This is a genomic window from Sphingobium sp. ba1 (genome assembly GCF_000743655.1).
Classification (GTDB): Bacteria; Pseudomonadota; Alphaproteobacteria; order Sphingomonadales; family Sphingomonadaceae; genus Sphingobium.
Genome location: NZ_JPPQ01000069.1, coordinates 2,422,228 through 2,437,240, shown reverse-complemented (window position 1 = coordinate 2,437,240; position 15,013 = coordinate 2,422,228). Strand labels below are relative to the sequence as shown.

General features: G+C 64.6%; 14 protein-coding genes. 7 read left to right on the top strand and 7 right to left on the bottom strand.

Annotation, left to right across the window (positions count from 1 at the left end; genetic code table 11):
• The 4 genes from IL54_RS14960 to IL54_RS14945 form a co-directional block, all read left to right on the top strand.
• On the top strand, positions 1–442 hold a 442-nt coding region (locus IL54_RS14960), incomplete at its 5' end, for a UDP-glucose/GDP-mannose dehydrogenase family protein (protein ID WP_162182248.1).
• Between the two features lie 292 nt (positions 443–734).
• The gene (locus IL54_RS14955; protein ID WP_037476647.1) at positions 735–1,910 is read left to right on the top strand and encodes a polysaccharide biosynthesis/export family protein; all 1,176 of its coding nucleotides are present in this window, start codon (positions 735–737) and stop codon (positions 1,908–1,910) included.
• A gap of 67 nt (positions 1,911–1,977) precedes the next feature.
• The gene (locus IL54_RS14950) at positions 1,978–2,760 is read left to right on the top strand and encodes a class I mannose-6-phosphate isomerase (RefSeq protein ID WP_443210998.1); all 783 of its coding nucleotides are present in this window, start codon (positions 1,978–1,980) and stop codon (positions 2,758–2,760) included.
• Between the two features lie 216 nt (positions 2,761–2,976).
• On the top strand, positions 2,977–3,768 hold the full coding sequence (locus IL54_RS14945) for a sulfite exporter TauE/SafE family protein (RefSeq protein WP_037476646.1): 792 nt from the start codon (positions 2,977–2,979) through the stop codon (positions 3,766–3,768).
• Here the strand turns inward: IL54_RS14945 and IL54_RS14940 are convergent.
• Entirely contained in the window at positions 3,765–4,853 is a 1,089-nt protein-coding gene (locus IL54_RS14940; RefSeq protein WP_037476645.1) for a helix-turn-helix transcriptional regulator, read from the bottom strand. The genes IL54_RS14945 and IL54_RS14940 overlap by 4 nt on opposite strands.
• An 86-nt stretch (positions 4,854–4,939) precedes the next feature.
• Here IL54_RS14940 and cysD point away from each other — a divergent pair, with 86 nt between their 5' ends.
• The 3 genes from cysD to IL54_RS14925 all read left to right on the top strand — a co-directional run bounded on the left by cysD (position 4,940) and on the right by IL54_RS14925 (position 8,625).
• Positions 4,940–5,851 (top strand): sulfate adenylyltransferase subunit CysD, encoded by a 912-nt coding sequence (gene cysD, locus IL54_RS14935; protein ID WP_037478815.1) that lies wholly within the window; start codon positions 4,940–4,942, stop codon positions 5,849–5,851.
• A 105-nt stretch (positions 5,852–5,956) separates the two neighbouring features.
• Complete coding sequence (gene cysN / locus IL54_RS14930) at positions 5,957–7,870, top strand: sulfate adenylyltransferase subunit CysN (protein WP_037476644.1); 1,914 nt, start codon at positions 5,957–5,959, stop codon at positions 7,868–7,870.
• A gap of 5 nt (positions 7,871–7,875) precedes the next feature.
• Positions 7,876–8,625: a 3'(2'),5'-bisphosphate nucleotidase CysQ gene (locus IL54_RS14925; protein ID WP_037476643.1), complete on the top strand. Its 750-nt coding sequence runs from the start codon at positions 7,876–7,878 to the stop codon at positions 8,623–8,625.
• Between the two features lie 19 nt (positions 8,626–8,644).
• On the opposite strand, the gene IL54_RS14920 is transcribed toward IL54_RS14925, so the two are convergent.
• From IL54_RS14920 to IL54_RS14895, 6 genes are all read right to left on the bottom strand, one after another.
• Positions 8,645–9,802: a glycosyltransferase gene (locus tag IL54_RS14920; protein ID WP_237748896.1), complete on the bottom strand. Its 1,158-nt coding sequence runs from the start codon at positions 9,800–9,802 to the stop codon at positions 8,645–8,647.
• Positions 9,760–10,848, bottom strand: coding sequence for a sugar-transfer associated ATP-grasp domain-containing protein (locus tag IL54_RS14915; RefSeq protein ID WP_037476642.1), 1,089 nt, complete (start codon positions 10,846–10,848; stop codon positions 9,760–9,762). The genes IL54_RS14920 and IL54_RS14915 overlap by 43 nt, the downstream gene beginning before the upstream one ends.
• A gap of 3 nt (positions 10,849–10,851) precedes the next feature.
• Positions 10,852–11,661 (bottom strand): NTP transferase domain-containing protein, encoded by an 810-nt coding sequence (locus IL54_RS14910; RefSeq protein ID WP_037476641.1) that lies wholly within the window; start codon positions 11,659–11,661, stop codon positions 10,852–10,854.
• Entirely contained in the window at positions 11,661–12,692 is a 1,032-nt protein-coding gene (locus IL54_RS14905; RefSeq protein WP_037476640.1) for a phosphoribosylglycinamide synthetase, read from the bottom strand. Before IL54_RS14905 ends, IL54_RS14910 begins: the two co-directional genes overlap by 1 nt.
• A 103-nt stretch (positions 12,693–12,795) precedes the next feature.
• On the bottom strand, positions 12,796–14,418 hold the full coding sequence (locus IL54_RS14900; RefSeq protein ID WP_037476639.1) for an NAD(P)/FAD-dependent oxidoreductase: 1,623 nt from the start codon (positions 14,416–14,418) through the stop codon (positions 12,796–12,798).
• 41 nt (positions 14,419–14,459) lie between these two features.
• The coding region (locus IL54_RS14895) for a PepSY domain-containing protein (protein WP_193378861.1) at positions 14,460–15,013 on the bottom strand (554 nt) is incomplete at its 5' end.

The window sequence follows — 15,013 nt, the reverse complement described above, 5'->3', positions numbered from 1 at the left end:
GCAGGTCAACGACCTGCGCAAGCGCGCCATGGGCCGCAAGATCGTCAAGGCGCTGGGCGGTGACGCGCGCGGCAAGACAGTCGCGCTGCTGGGCCTGACCTTTAAGCCCAACACCGACGACATGCGCGATGCGCCGAGCCTCGCCATCGTCCAGGCGCTGGAGGATGCGGGCGCCAGGATCGTCGCTTATGACCCAGAAGGCATGGACGTCGCCGCGCCGATGATGCCCAGCGTCACGATGGCCAAGGACGCCTATGAAGCGGCGGAAGGCGCCGATGTGCTGGTGCTGGTCACCGAATGGGATATTTTCCGCGCGCTCGACATGAAGCGCCTCGCCAGTGCGATGAACGGCAATGCGCTCGTTGATCTGCGCAACATCTATCCGCTCGCCGAAGTCACCGAGGCTGGCTTTACGCTCGCGCGCGTCGGCGCGGCGAGCTGAGAAGCCGCACCTGTGGCGTTAGGTACGGAACGCCCAAGGACGTGTCGACTGCACTGTTTCTCATTAGCTGCCGCATCCATCACAGGTTCATGTGCGTTGACTGAGTTAGGCGTTCGAGCATCTTGCTTCGGCATAGCGACAACGTCTGTGGGTGCGTTGGGGATCAGGTGACAGACGGGCGATCGAGCGATATGTAGCGTTCATTCGGCCGTGAGCCATTGTTAGAATTGACGGCATCTCCAAGGTCTGTGCCAGGAGTGTCGGGTCGAGCCGAAGGGCATTTGGAGAATTCATGAACTGCTTGTCGCATCTTCGGAACGGCGCTCGCCTTCCCCGCCTCTGCCTACTTGCTGCGCTGCTTGCCACGACCGCCTGCACCTCAATCGGGCCAGGAACGGGGCGGGTCGTCAATGTCGGCAAGGACCAAGATGCCGCAATCAAGGGCATACAGGTCATCAATCTGGACGAACGATCGCTGGTCGAACTGCCTCGCGTCACCACCCCTGATTTCGCAACCGGGCTTGGCTATTCCGATGCGGTTGGCGAGACCGTGGGATCGGGTGACGTCCTCAACGTCACCATCTGGGAAGCGCCACCTGCTGTATTGTTCGGTACCAGTGCCCCAACCGGCATGTCGGTTCAGACCAGTGGCGTAACGGCGCTGCCGGAATTTCTCGTCGGTCCCTCTGGCCGAATTTCCATACCCTTTGCCGGCCTGGTTCAGGCGGCCGGGCGGACCTTGCCCCAAATAGAGCAGGACATCATCACGCGACTGCGCGGCAAGGCCCATTTGCCGCAGGTCGCCGTTCGCTTGCTGCGCAACCTGAGCGCCAACGTGTCCGTGGTGGGTGAAGTGGCCAACAGCACCCGCATGCCGCTGACCCCCAAGGGGGAAACCATATTGGATGCCATCGCCGCAGCGGGTGGAACCAAGCAGCAGTCGGACAAGATGACGATCCAGGTCAGTCGCGGCGGGCAGGTCTATTCCATGCCCTTTTCCGCCGTGATCAACGATCCGCGCCAGAATATCGTCCTGAAGACAGGCGACGTCGTGACCGCGCTGTTCCGTCCCTACAGCTTCACCATGCTTGGCGCTGCGGGCCAAAGTCAGGAAGTGCCGTTCGAGGCAACCGGCCTGTCGCTTGCGCAGGCCATGGGCCGTGTCGGCGGCCTGGCAGAGGGGCGCGCCGATCCAAAGGGGGTCTTCGTGTTCCGCTGGGAAGATCCGGCGATGGTCGTCAATCGCAATGCAACCGTGTCACCCCGTTCGGACGGGCGCATTCCGGTCGTCTATCGCGTCGACATGCGCGATCCGGCCACCTATTTCGCCATGCAGAATTTCGCCATTCATGATCGCGATGTGCTCTATGTCTCCACCAACCCCGTCGCTGAATTTCAGCGGGTCATCGGCCTGATTGCCTCTACGGCACTGCCGATCGTGGCCATCGACAATGCGATCACCCGGTAATCGAACGACCGTAGCTTAGATCATGATGGAATTGACAAAAGCCGCTCGCAAATTGCGACCTCGGCGCGTGGCGAAGCCATGGGGCCGGGTGGACTTGCCGGTCGCGTTTGGCCCGTCTGGACCAGAGCCGATCGGTGAAATTTGGTATGAGGATGAGGTTAGCAACGGCGATCTGCCCCTGCTCGTCAAGCATATCTTCACCAGCGAGCGGTTGTCTATCCAGGTTCACCCCGACGATGCCGCAGCGACGGCTGTCGGACTGCCGGGCGGCAAGGAAGAAATCTGGTACATATTGGATTGCGAACCGGATGCACGGCTGGGCATTGGCCTGAAGCGGCCGATCAGCCCGGCGGCGTTTCGTGCCGCGGCGCTTGATGGCTCGATCGAGCAGCTGATCGACTGGAAGCCCGTCAAACCGGGCGACTGTTATTTCATTCCGGCAGGCACCGTCCATGCCATTGGCGCCGGGATCGTGCTGGCCGAAGTTCAGCAGAATGTCGATGTGACCTATCGCCTGTATGACTATGGTCGGCCGCGCGAATTGCATCTGGATGAAGGCGAGGCCGTCAGCCATCTCCTTCCCTATGACCGGCAAGTCATTCATGCGCCGCTGGGCCAGGATGCTGGGTATATTTCTCCGCCCGATGCCCCTTTCCAGCTGGAATTGCGCCACTGGCAGGCCGGGGCGGCGGTAATCCTTCCCGACGCGTCCCGCATATGGTTCACGCCGCTGGGCGGAAGCGGGACGATCGATGGCGCGCCATGGGCAGAGGGCGATTGCTGGCTGATAGATGCAGACAGCCAATTGCGGATCGACACGCCCTGTTCGGCTCTTCTTGCTACCCTGTGATGATGACGCCCGCCTCATCTCGTGAATAGAGGCGCGCAAATCGACATCGGGCATCTTAAAGGTCTGTGACACGCGCTTTCTGGCGGTGCCGATGGAACATCGGTGCCAAGGCGCAACCTGCTTCCCGCAAAAAAGGCTGTTCGCGGCCTTCGCCTATGGATATGGCTTTGGCGATGGGGCGTGAAAACATCGCGGCTGCCATGTCGGGGGAATGGAATGGATTGGTTGCACGCGGTCGCCGGGCTGTTCGTTGGTGTCATGGTGGGCATGACCGGCGTGGGTGGCGGGTCGCTGATGGCACCGATCCTGATCCTGCTGTTCGGCGTCGCCCCGGTCACCGCCGTCGGCACGGACCTTTGGTTCGCAGCGATCACCAAAGCGGTGGGCGGGGTCGTCCATCATCGCCATGGCGGGGCGGAAGGTGGCCCCGACTATGAGGTCATCCGCCGCCTGTGCATCGGCAGCCTGCCTGCCGCGGTCATCGTATTATTGCTGTTGTCGCAGGTCGATACGCATCAGGTGAAGAGCGGCTTCATCATGACGGCCCTGGGCATCGTGTTGATCTTTACCGCCATCGCCACCCTGTTCCGCGGTCGGTTCCACCATTGGGCGGTCCATGCCCGGACTGACACTGCCAGCCGTTTCCTGCGCTATCAGGCGGGGCTGACCGTCGTGGCGGGGGCCGCGCTCGGCATCATGGTCACGCTGACCTCGGTCGGAGCGGGTGCGCTGGGGGCGACTTTGCTGCTGCTGCTCTATCCGTTGCGGATGCGGCTGCAGAAGCTGATCGCGACCGATATCGTCCATGCCGTGCCACTAACGCTGGTCGCGGGCATCGGCCATTTGTGGATCGGCAATTTCAACGGGATGCTGCTGCTCAACCTGCTGATCGGGTCGATCCCCGGCATCATCATCGGATCGATGCTGGCGTCCAAAGTGCCTGAAAAAGTGCTGCAGTCGCTGCTGGCGATCGTGTTGATCATCGCGGGCTGGCGTCTGATCGCCTAGGCGATAGCCAGCACGCTGGTCAGGACGATCCGCACCAATTCCGCCTGCCCCCGCGCACCCGTCTTGGCGTAGATGCGCTTGGAATAGTTGCGCGCGGTTTCCACCGTCAGGCCGAGCGTCTCCGCCGCGTCGCTGATCGGGATGCCTTGCGCGATGACCCAGGCGAGCCGCGCTTCACTGGGCAGCAGGCCGAACAGATCGACCAGCTGATCGCAGCGGTCGGCCTGCGACCAGCGATCGCCGCTGAGATAGGCGATGGCGACAGGAGTCGATCCGGTCGCGACCGACCCACCCCGCATCGGCGCGACCAGCATGTCCATCCAGGGGTCACGGCTCAGGTTCAGCGCCTTGGGCCGGGCGTCGGGATCAGCGGCGAAATGCTTGATGAGGGCGGTCAGTTCGCGATCCAGCGCGGGCGACGCCGGGGTCAGCCGGTCGTAGCGGCCGCGCCGCAACAGGCTGGTGCGCTGGAACAATTGTTCGACATGGGCCGTCATGTCGACGATGCGGCAGCGCGCGTCCAGCGTCAGCCAGCCGAAATTCAGGCGGCCGAACGCTTCGGATGTCAGGGTCGATCGCAATTTCTCGCGCTCCAGCGCGACGAAAGCCCGCAACGCAATGCGCAGATGCGGCGCGAGTGCGGTCAGCAGAGCGCCGACCGCCGGGCCGATTGAGCGCCCGCCCGCACAGCTGAGCCAGGCATCGACACCGCTCGGCTCGGTCACGCGGACGGAACGCATGTCGCTCATCCCCTGCGGCACCATCAGGTCGGTCAGGAAGGATTGATGGACGACATTATCCGCCTCGATCAGTTCGGCCAGCGCATAGACCCGCCCCTCGCGCATATGGCGATAGGGAAAGGGGTCGCGCCTATATTTTTCCACGAACAGATTATGGATATGCGCGGGCGGCGGCGGCCCGGCGTGCAGCTCGACGATCGCATCCTCGTCGATGGGGCGGAAGACCAAGGTGGTGTAGACCGCGCCCGTTCGCTGGCGCAGCCGTTCAAGGAAATCCTGCCACAAGGGTTGCTGGAACATCCCTTCATGCAGAGCCGTCAGCAGGCCACTATCGTCCAATCGCATCGGCCATTGCTATACCCTCCCATTTGGGAGGTCCATCGATTCGTGCGTCCTGCCATAGGATGACGCACAAAGATTGCGAGGATTGCATGGTGGACGCAAAAACCCTGACCCATTTGGAGCGACTCGAAGCCGAGAGCATCCACATCCTGCGGGAAGTGGTGTCGGAGGCGGAGAAGCCGGTGATGCTCTATTCCGTCGGCAAGGACAGCGCGGTGATGCTGCATCTCGCGCGCAAGGCCTTCTACCCATCGCCCCCGCCCTTCCCGCTGCTGCATGTCGATACCACCTGGAAATTCCAGGAAATGTACAAGCTGCGTGACCGGATGGCGCAGGAAAGCGGCATGGAACTGCTGGTCTATCGCAATCAGGAAGCCATGGATCGCGGCATCAACCCGTTCGATCATGGCGCGCTGCACACCGACATGTGGAAGACCGAAGGATTGAAGCAGGCGCTCAACCTCTATGGTTTCGATGCGGCATTTGGCGGCGCGCGGCGCGACGAGGAAAAGAGCCGCGCCAAGGAGCGCATCTTCTCCTTCCGCACCGCCAGCCATGGTTGGGATCCGAAAAACCAGCGGCCCGAATTGTGGAACCTCTATAATGCGCGCAAGAATAAGGGCGAGAGCATCCGCATATTCCCGATCAGCAACTGGACCGAGCTGGACATCTGGCAATATATCCATCTGAACGATGTGCCGATCGTGCCGCTCTATTTCGCGGCCAAGCGCCCGACCGTGGAGCGCGACGGCATGTTGCTGATGGTCGATGATGATCGCTTTCCGCTCGAACCCGGCGAAGTGCCGGTCGACCGCTCGATCCGCTTCCGCACGCTGGGCTGCTATCCGCTGACCGGCGCGGTGGAGAGCGAGGCGGCGACCTTGCCGGAGGTGATCCAGGAAATGCTGCTGACCACCACATCCGAACGCCAGGGCCGCGCGATCGACAAGGATGCGGGCGGGGCCGGCATGGAGAAGAAGAAGCAGGAAGGCTACTTCTAACGAAGCCTCCTCTTCCGTTCGGGCTGAGCTTGTCGAAGCCCAGTCCTTTTCTTCAAGAAGTATAGCCCTTCGACAAGCTCAGGGCGAACGGCGAAAGAAACCGACATGACTGACGTTTCCACAGACCCCATCTACAAGACCGACGCCCTCATTGCCGAGGATATCGATGCCTATCTGAAGGTGCATGAGCATAAGACGATGCTGCGCTTCATCACCTGCGGATCGGTGGATGACGGCAAGTCGACGCTGATCGGCCGCCTGCTCTATGACAGCAAGATGATCTTCGAGGATCAACTCGAAGCGCTGACCGCCGACAGCAAGAAGATGGGCACGCAGGGGCAGGAGATCGACTTCGCCCTGCTCGTCGATGGCCTCGCCGCCGAGCGCGAACAGGGGATCACGATCGACGTCGCCTATCGCTTCTTCGCCACCGAAAAGCGCAAGTTCATCGTCGCCGACACGCCCGGCCACGAACAATATACCCGCAATATGGTGACGGGTGCGTCCACCGCCGACCTCGCCGTCATCCTGATCGACGCGCGCAAGGGTATTTTGACCCAGACGCGCCGCCACAGCTACCTCGCCCATCTGATCGGCATCCGCAACATCGTGCTGGCCGTCAACAAGATGGACCTGGTCGGCTATGACCAGAGCGTGTTCGACACGATCGTCGCCGACTATACCGAGTTTGCCAAGTCGATCGGCATCACGGCCTTTACCCCGATGCCGATTTCGGGGTTCAAGGGCGACAATATAACCGGCCCGTCGGAAAATACGCCCTGGTACACTGGCCCGGCCCTGATCGAACATCTGGAGACGGTCGAGGTCAACAGCGCGACCGACGCGGAAAAGCCGTTCCGTATGCCCGTACAGTGGGTCAACCGCCCCAATCTCGACTTCCGTGGCTTTTCCGGCCTGATTGCGACCGGCACGGTCAAGCCGGGCGACGCGATCCGCGTTCTGCCATCGGGCAAGACGTCGACCATCAGCCGCATCGTCACGCTGGACGGCGACCTCGACGAAGCCGTCGCGGGCCAGTCGGTCACGCTTTGCTTCGCCGACGAGATCGACTGTTCGCGCGGCGACGTCATTGCGCTCGCTGACAATCCGCCCCAGGCCGCCGACCAGTTCGAAGCGACCATCGTGTGGATGGCGGACGAGGAAATGCTGCCGGGCCGCTCCTATTGGCTCAAGATCGGCACGCAGATGGTCACCGCCACCGTCCAGCAGCCAAAATATCAGGTCAACGTCAATACGATGGAGCATCTGGCGGCCAAGACGCTGGAATTGAACGCCATCGGTGTCGCCAACTTGTCGACCGACAAGCAGATCGTGTTCGAACCCTATGAACAGAACCGGACGCTGGGCGGCTTCATCTTGATCGACAAGATCAGCAATGCCACCGTTGCGGCGGGCATGCTGCACTTCTCGCTGCGCCGGGCACAGAATGTCCATTGGCAATCGACCGACGTGTCGCGCGATTTCCACGCCAACCTCAAGAACCAGAAGCCTGCCGTGCTGTGGTTCACCGGGCTTTCAGGCGCGGGCAAGTCGACCATCGCCAATCTGGTCGAAAAGCGGCTGGCGCGGATGAACCGGCACACTTATTTGCTGGATGGCGACAATGTGCGGCATGGCTTGAACAAGGATCTGGGCTTTACCGACGCCGACCGGGTGGAAAATATCCGCCGCGTGGGCGAAGTCGCCAAGCTGATGACCGACGCGGGGTTGATCGTCATCACCGCCTTCATCTCACCCTTCCGATCGGAACGCGACATGGTGCGGCAGATGATGCAGCCGGGCGAGTTTTTCGAGGTCCATATCGACACGTCGCTCGCCGAAGCGGAGAAGCGCGACGTCAAGGGCCTGTACAAGAAGGCGCGGGCCGGGGATCTCAAGAATTTCACCGGGATCGACAGCCCCTATGAAGCGCCGGTGGACCCCGAAATCCATATCGACACGCTGACCATGACGGCCGAAGAAGCCGCCGATGCCATCGTCGCGCGGCTGATCCCATGAGCGGGATGAGCGACGCGGCGCTGGCCGCCCATCTGGCGGAGGTAGCCGGGCGCATATTGGTCGAGGTGCGTGAATCCGGGGTGTTCAGTGCCAAGGCGCTGGGCAAGGCAGGGGACCAGACCGCCAACCAATTTCTGTGCCACGCGCTGCGCGAAGTGCGGGGCGAGGATGGGCTGTTGTCGGAAGAAGAGAAGGACAATGACGACCGACTCGCCCAGTCGCGTGTCTGGATCGTCGATCCGGTCGATGGTACGCGCGAATATGGCGAGGCGCGGGCAGACTGGGCCGTGCATGTGGGCTTGGCGATCGACGGCGCGCCGGTGATCGGTGCGGTGGCGTTGCCGGGATATGAGGGCGGCGTCGTGCTGCGGACGGATGAACCGCGCACCGTGCCGCCTGCGCCGGAAAAGCTGCGCATGGTGGTGTCGCGCACGCGGCCAGCCGCCGAGGCGGTGGCGATCGCGCAAAAATTGGACGCGGAGTTGGTGCCGATGGGATCGGCCGGGGCCAAGGCGATGGCGATCATCCTGGGTCAGGCCGACATCTATCTCCATTCGGGCGGCCAATATGAATGGGACAGCATGGCCCCTGCCGCCGTCGCACTGGCCCATGGCCTGCATGCCAGCCGCATCGACGGCAGTCCGCTGGTGTATAACCAGCGCGACGTCTATCTGCCCGACCTGCTGATCTGTCGGCAGGAACATGCGGACATGGTGCTGGAGCATATCGCCGCGCTAGCGCAGGACGCCGCCTGATTGCGCTGTCGCCGGGCGGTCAGGATCGCCCGGCGAGCAGGTGATTGACGAGATCACGCCACCCTTTGGATACCGCCTCCAGACCGAAGGCCTCGATCCGGTCGCCGGGGCGGAGGCGTGTCGCCGGGTTAATCTGACGCGCCAGTGCGTCCGCCATCGCGCGGGGATTGGCTGGATCGACCAGCAGGCCATGGCGACCACCGTCGAGCAAATGCGCCGCATTGCCCGCGCTCCGCGACGCGACGCAAGGTGCATTCACCGCCATCGCCTCCAGCAGCACATTGGCCGAGCCTTCCCACCAGGAGGGCAGCACGAAAGCGTCGCAGCGCGCCAGCCAAGGAAAGACATTGGCGACCGTGCCGGGCAGCGCGAGATCGTCGGCAATGCCAAGCGTTGAGGCTTGGGCGCGCAACCGGGTGCAGGCATCGTCGCAGCTTTCGCCCAGGATGATGAGGCGCGCCGGCCGGGTCGCGCGCAGATCAGCGAAGGCGGCGAGCAGGGTTGCGAAATTCTTTTGCGGGGCAAGGCGGCCGATGGCGAGGATCACGGGCACCGGGTCACCGAACCAGGGATGCGGGGCCGTATCGCCGATATGCTGGCGCGCGGCGGCGGCGTCGATGCCGTTGGCGATCACCTTCACCCGCCCGGCCCCCGCTGCTGCGTGAAAGGCTGGGGTGTCTGCCAGCGTGGGCGATACCAGCACCAGATGCGCGGCATCGGCGGCGATGAGCCGCGCCATGGCGGTGCGGCCCCAGCGCCTGATGCCGCCCGATGGCGCGCCGGGGATGGCGCGCATGATGTCGTTGCTGATGCGATAGATGCGCTGCGTGGCCCTAGCCCCGCGACTGCCTGCCCAGACGGTGCCATGGCCGTGATTGCCCGCCGAGATCAGCAGCGCCGGGCAGGTGGCGCGCAGATGGCGGCGTAAGGCCCATGCCGCGCGCAGCTTTTCCCACAGGCGCGATCGGCCTGCGCGAGGCAGCAGGGCGTGATGGACGACGCCCGACACTCCCTCCCCGCCCGGCAGCGCGGTGACCAGTTGCACCTGATGCCCCTGCGCCGCGAGATCGGCGGCGATCAGCCGGGCATTGCGGACCACGCCGGTCGCGACCAGCGCGTGGACATAGACGCAGATCACGCCCGCCGCCGGTCCCATTCTATCGCGCGGGCGGCGCACCAGGCTTGCGCCGGCAGTTGGTCGAGATGATGGCGGTACAGCGCGCCCAGCCGCATGTCCGCGACCCCGCGCCCTTCCACCAGTTGCAGGATATCGGTGCCGGGGTTCCAATTGCCCTCGACCAGCATAGGCCCGGCGTCGGTCAAGCCGATGTCCCAGCCGATGACCGTGAAGCCGGTGCGAAAGACGTGATGCGCGTCCAGCGCCAGCGCGATCGCGGCGGGGAGGTCGGATAGGATAAAGCCCTCGATCGGCGCGCCTGTCTTGGGGTGGTGTGCATGGACGCTTGGCGCGCCTGCGCCGCCGCCAAGCCAAGCGGGACCGCAGCGCCCGGCGGCATCGACGCCCAGCACGAGATTGCCCGCGTTGAAATTATCCACCGGACGGATGCCCCCGGCCGACAGCCGCAGCGCGAGGCCGCAGGCTTCGGGCACGCCATCCTCATCAAGGCAGGTCATCACCCGCAACGTGGGCAGTGCGCCGGGCGACAGGTCGGCAAGCGCCGCATGGGTCGGCAGGCGGCGCTGGATCACCCCGCCATCGCGCCACACTCGCAGCAGCCGCGCCATCAGCAAATCGTCGCCGACCGGACCGGCGCAACCGCGCCAAGTTTCATCACGCCAGAAACGCTCGACCCCCTGCCCCTTCGATTGGAAACTGGGTTTGGCAATGATGTCCCGCTCGCCTGCCAGCCAGGCAGCGAGATCGTCGCGGTCGGGATTGCAGGCTGGCGCGATCGTCAGGCCCGCCGCCCGTGCGACCTCCGCGAAAAGCTGTTTATTCTTCAGCGGATTGGTGGCGAAGGGAAAGGCACCCGGATTGAGCAGCCGGTGCAGCCCCTTGCGGTCGCGCATGCTGAGCCCCCGCTGCCGCACCGCATCAGAGAGGAGATGCCGCTCGGCCGGGGTCCAGCCCCCCTGCCCGGCCCCCGCGAGCAAGCGTGCCAGCAGGTGCCGACGCATCGGCCAGTGCCGGGTCAGCCCCGCGCGATAGGCGGCAAGCAGGTCATTGTCGCCCCGACCGGGCAACGCGCGCAGCGTGGGCAAAGGCTATTCCGCAGCCTGGGCGATGGTGACGCGGCGACCAAGCACCTCGCTCGCGACCCCGCGCGTGCGGGCGTTGTCGACGTCGATCGCGACCGCACCATCTGACAGGATCACCGGCGCGATGGTCAGGCGGAAGCGGCGTGAAAAGCGGGCGAAGGTCGCCGCCAGCGTGCCGATACCGAAGCGAAAACGGACGAGGTTGAGTAGGCCGAACGCCCCGATGATGCGCAGCGGATGCTTGACGAACTGGCCGCCCGACCGGAAAGTTTCGGCGGCGGCCAGCGCGGCTGTGTCCTTCAACCAATAGCTGTTGCAGTTGGAATAGCTGTCATCGGCAAAGGCGTAGAATTTGCGCTGTCCCTCCGGGTGCGCGGCCAGCACCGATGCGCGCCGGGCGAAGGCGACGGCGGCGTCGGCCCCTTCGGCGACGCAGCCATCCAGCATTTCGGCTATGGCGGGCGGGGTCAGCAGCACATTGTCAGCGGTGGTGATGAGCAGCGGAAAGCGCGCGCCGTCCGCCGCCGCCAGCACCGAATCCACCAGATTGGGCCGCGCGCCGATCGCCACCAGCCGTCCGCTGGCGATCAGGCCGCGCAATTGCGGCAGACCCGCCAGCACGTCCGGTTCCTCGATCGCGACACGGATTTCGCCGATCCGCTCGCTCGCCGCCAGCGCGTCGATGACATGGACCAGCATCGGCTGATCCAGCACCGGCACCAGGCATTTATGGGTGACACCCGCTTCCAGCGCGAGCGGATCGGTAGCGCCATAGCGCTTGCCCGCCAGCACCAGCGCAGTGGTGCGCCCGCCCATCAGGCCGCGACCCGCATCGGCACTTCGGTCAGCAGACCCTGCCGTTCCAGGCTATGGCCGATGATGGTTTCCACCAGCGTCTGATGATCGACGCCGATCGACGCGGCCGAGCGCGAAATAGTCTTTTTCGACCAGAGGTTGCAGGACAGGTTCACTTCCATGAACTGCACCGCGCCGGTCGCCGGATCATAGCGGAACTCGAACCGGCCATAGTCGAACGGCCATAGTTCGGGCAGCAGGCGACGGGTCAGGTCGTCGAGCCGGGCGAGCAGGTCGCGATCCTCGACCAGCACCAGCGGATCATCGCCCGCGTCGATCAGGCCGCGCTTTTCTTCATGGCTGCGGGCGCGATGGGGGTCGGTGGGCACATACATCATCGGCGGCAATATCCACGGCTGGCCACCGCTGCCGCCCACCACCGGCACGGCGATGTCGAGCAAGGGTGCCCAGGCTTCGACCAGCGCGTCATGGCCCAAGGCCTGGAGATGATCGACATGGGCGAGCGCCTCGTCCCAGCTATCGACCATGGCCAGCCCCCAGGAGGCGGAGGAGGCGTTGGGCTTGACCACCAGCCGTTCGGCCGCAAAGCCGGGCTGCGCGGGCAGGCCGCCGCGCCGAAAGACCTGCGCCGCCATGGTCGGGACGCCATGCGCCTGCGCGATCAGCTTGGAGAGATATTTGTCGTCGGACACGCCGCGCAATATGGGGCTTGCGCCCATATGCGGCATGGCGCGCCAGCTGAGCAACAAGGGCGCGAGCATCTCGCTATTCTGGAAGCCGCCGCGATTGAGCAGGGTGACCACGAAATCGACATCGGGCCGGTCGAACAGCGCTTCATAGCTGTCGGCGACGCGAACATGCAGGCCGATCGCCTCCAGCGTCGATCGCATCTCATGATGATAGAGGGCGTGGTTGCCATCGACCGCATCGGACTGGCCGGATGCGCGGGCATGTTTGGCGAGGAAGAGCAGGCGCAACCGGGCCTTGTCGGCCGGGGAAATGCGGATGCAGCGGTCGATATGGGTCAGCATGACGCCGTATCTAGCCGCCTGCGATGACAGGGTGGCGACCGGGCGATGACGATGATGCGACGGTCAGGCGGCGGCGATATGACGGCGCGATGACCGATCCAAGTCAGGCAGCAACGATCGCCTTCGCCACGGCTTCAGCTACCTTGATCCCGTCGATCGCGGCGGACAGGATGCCGCCTGCATAGCCCGCGCCTTCGCCCGCCGGATAGAGACCGGCGACGGACAGGCTTTGGAAATCCTTGTCACGGGTGATGCGGATGGGCGAGGAAGTGCGGGTTTCCACGCCCGTCATCACCGCGTCGGGATGGTCATAGTGCGCCAATTGCCGCCCGAATATGGGCAGCGCCTCCCGAAACGCCTCCACCACGAAATCGGGCAGGCAGTGCGAGAGGTCGGTCGGGGTGACGCCCGGCTTGTAGGACGGCGTGACCGATCTGAGGGACGTTGACGGGCGTCCGGCCAGGAAATCGCCGATGGTCTGTCCCGGCGCCCAATAAGAAGAGCCGCCCGCCACATAGGCCTGCGATTCCCAGTGGCGCTGGAAATCGATCCCGGCGAGTGGTCCGTCCGGATAGTCGCGTGCCGGGTCGATGCCGACGACCAGCCCGGAATTGGCATTGAATTCGGCGCGGCTATATTGGCTCATGCCGTTGGTGACAACGCGCCCTTCCTCCGACGTGGCGGCGACGACGCGGCCGCCCGGACACATACAGAAGCTATAGACGGTGCGGCCATTGGCGCAGTGATGCGCCAGGCTATAGGCCGCCGCGCCCAGATCCGGGTGGCCCGCGCAACTGCCATAGCGCGCCTTGTCCACCCAGCTTTGCGGATGCTCGATCCGCACGCCGATGGAAAAGGGCTTGGGTTCGATATGCACGCCCCGGCCATGGAGCATGGTGAAGGTTGGCCGCGCGCTATGCCCGACCGCAAGCACGACATGATCGCTTTCGATCACGCTGCCATCCTGAATGACGATGCCGCGCAATTGCTGCGAGCCGTCGCTCCGCCGCTCCAGCACCAGATCATCGACGCGCGTCTGCCAGCGATATTCGCCGCCCAGCGCCTCGATCTGGCGGCGCATGGATTCGACCATGGTGACCAGGCGGAAGGTGCCGATATGGGGGTGCGCTTCCCATAAGATGTCGTCCGGGGCGCCCGCCGCAACGAACTCCGCCAGCACCTTGCGGCCCAGGAAACGCGGGTCTTTCACCCGGCAATAGAGTTTGCCGTCGGAGAAGGTGCCCGCCCCGCCTTCGCCGAACTGGACATTGCTGTCGGGGTTCAGCTCGCCGCGCCGCCACAGTCCCCAGGTGTCCTTGGTCCGCTCGCGCACGACCTTGCCCAGATCGACGATGATCGGGCGGAACCCCATCTGCGCCAGTAGCAGCCCGGCGAACAGGCCGCATGGTCCCGCGCCGATGACGACCGGCCGCTTGCCCTGCCAGCCATCGGGCGCATGGGTCACGAAATCATAGCTTGTATCGGGCGTCGGGCGGACGTCATGGTCATGGACGAAGCGCGCCAGCACGTCCGCTTCATCAGCGACATCGACGTCGAGCGTATAGACGAGCTGGATCGCGCTGCGCCGCCGCGCATCATTGCCGCGCCGCACGAGGTTATGGCCGCGCAGCTCTTCGGGTTGCAGGCCAAGGCGCGCGCATATCGCAGGCGGCATCGCCTCGGCAGGATGGTCGAGGGGCAGTTTCAGGCCGGAAAGGCGGATCATGTGCTGCCCATAGTCGCTCTGTGGTCCAAACGGAAGCGGCGTCAGGTGGGGCGCATTTTCCCGATCAGCCATTCGCCCGCCAGTGCCACGACCATGCTGAGGCCGGTCAGCGGGAAGAGCGCCCCCAGCAGCAGCATCGTGGCGGCGACGACCCGTTCCGCGCGCCCTGTCGCGCGCGGTGGTGCGGTCAGCCGCCCCTGTTTGCGCCGCTTCCACCACAGGACGGGCGCGGTGAGGCACAAAGCGAGGAGGCACAGGCAGCCTGCCAGCATCAGCAGCCGGTTGATCTCGCCATATTGCTGGCCCTGATGGGTGGCGATGCCCCATTCGACAGCCTTTGCACCGGGACCGAACATGCGCCAGTCCATATCCTGCACCACCGCGCCGCTGGACGCGTCGATGGTGATGGCACGGGAATCGTCGGCGCGCGTGACGAGGGTGACGACCAGATAGGGTGCGCCGGGGGAAGCGGGTAGGATGAGTTGATAACCACCCGCCAGCCCGCGCATGGCGGCGATCCCCGCGACCGCATCGACGCCGATGTCGCCCGCCCCGCCCTGTGCCGTGCCGCCTTCGCGCAAGGTCCAGGGCAGCG

Coding starts and splice junctions, on each gene's coding strand:
- IL54_RS14955 (WP_037476647.1), top strand. CDS start 735: ATGAACTGCTTGTCGCATCTTCGGAACGGCGCTCGCCTTCCCCGCCTC.
- IL54_RS14945 (WP_037476646.1), top strand. CDS start 2,977: ATGGATTGGTTGCACGCGGTCGCCGGGCTGTTCGTTGGTGTCATGGTG.
- IL54_RS14940 (WP_037476645.1), bottom strand. CDS start 4,853: ATGCGATTGGACGATAGTGGCCTGCTGACGGCTCTGCATGAAGGGATG.
- cysD (WP_037478815.1), top strand. CDS start 4,940: ATGGTGGACGCAAAAACCCTGACCCATTTGGAGCGACTCGAAGCCGAG.
- cysN (WP_037476644.1), top strand. CDS start 5,957: ATGACTGACGTTTCCACAGACCCCATCTACAAGACCGACGCCCTCATT.
- IL54_RS14925 (WP_037476643.1), top strand. CDS start 7,876: ATGAGCGACGCGGCGCTGGCCGCCCATCTGGCGGAGGTAGCCGGGCGC.
- IL54_RS14910 (WP_037476641.1), bottom strand. CDS start 11,661: ATGGGCGGGCGCACCACTGCGCTGGTGCTGGCGGGCAAGCGCTATGGC.
- IL54_RS14905 (WP_037476640.1), bottom strand. CDS start 12,692: ATGCTGACCCATATCGACCGCTGCATCCGCATTTCCCCGGCCGACAAG.
- IL54_RS14900 (WP_037476639.1), bottom strand. CDS start 14,418: ATGATCCGCCTTTCCGGCCTGAAACTGCCCCTCGACCATCCTGCCGAG.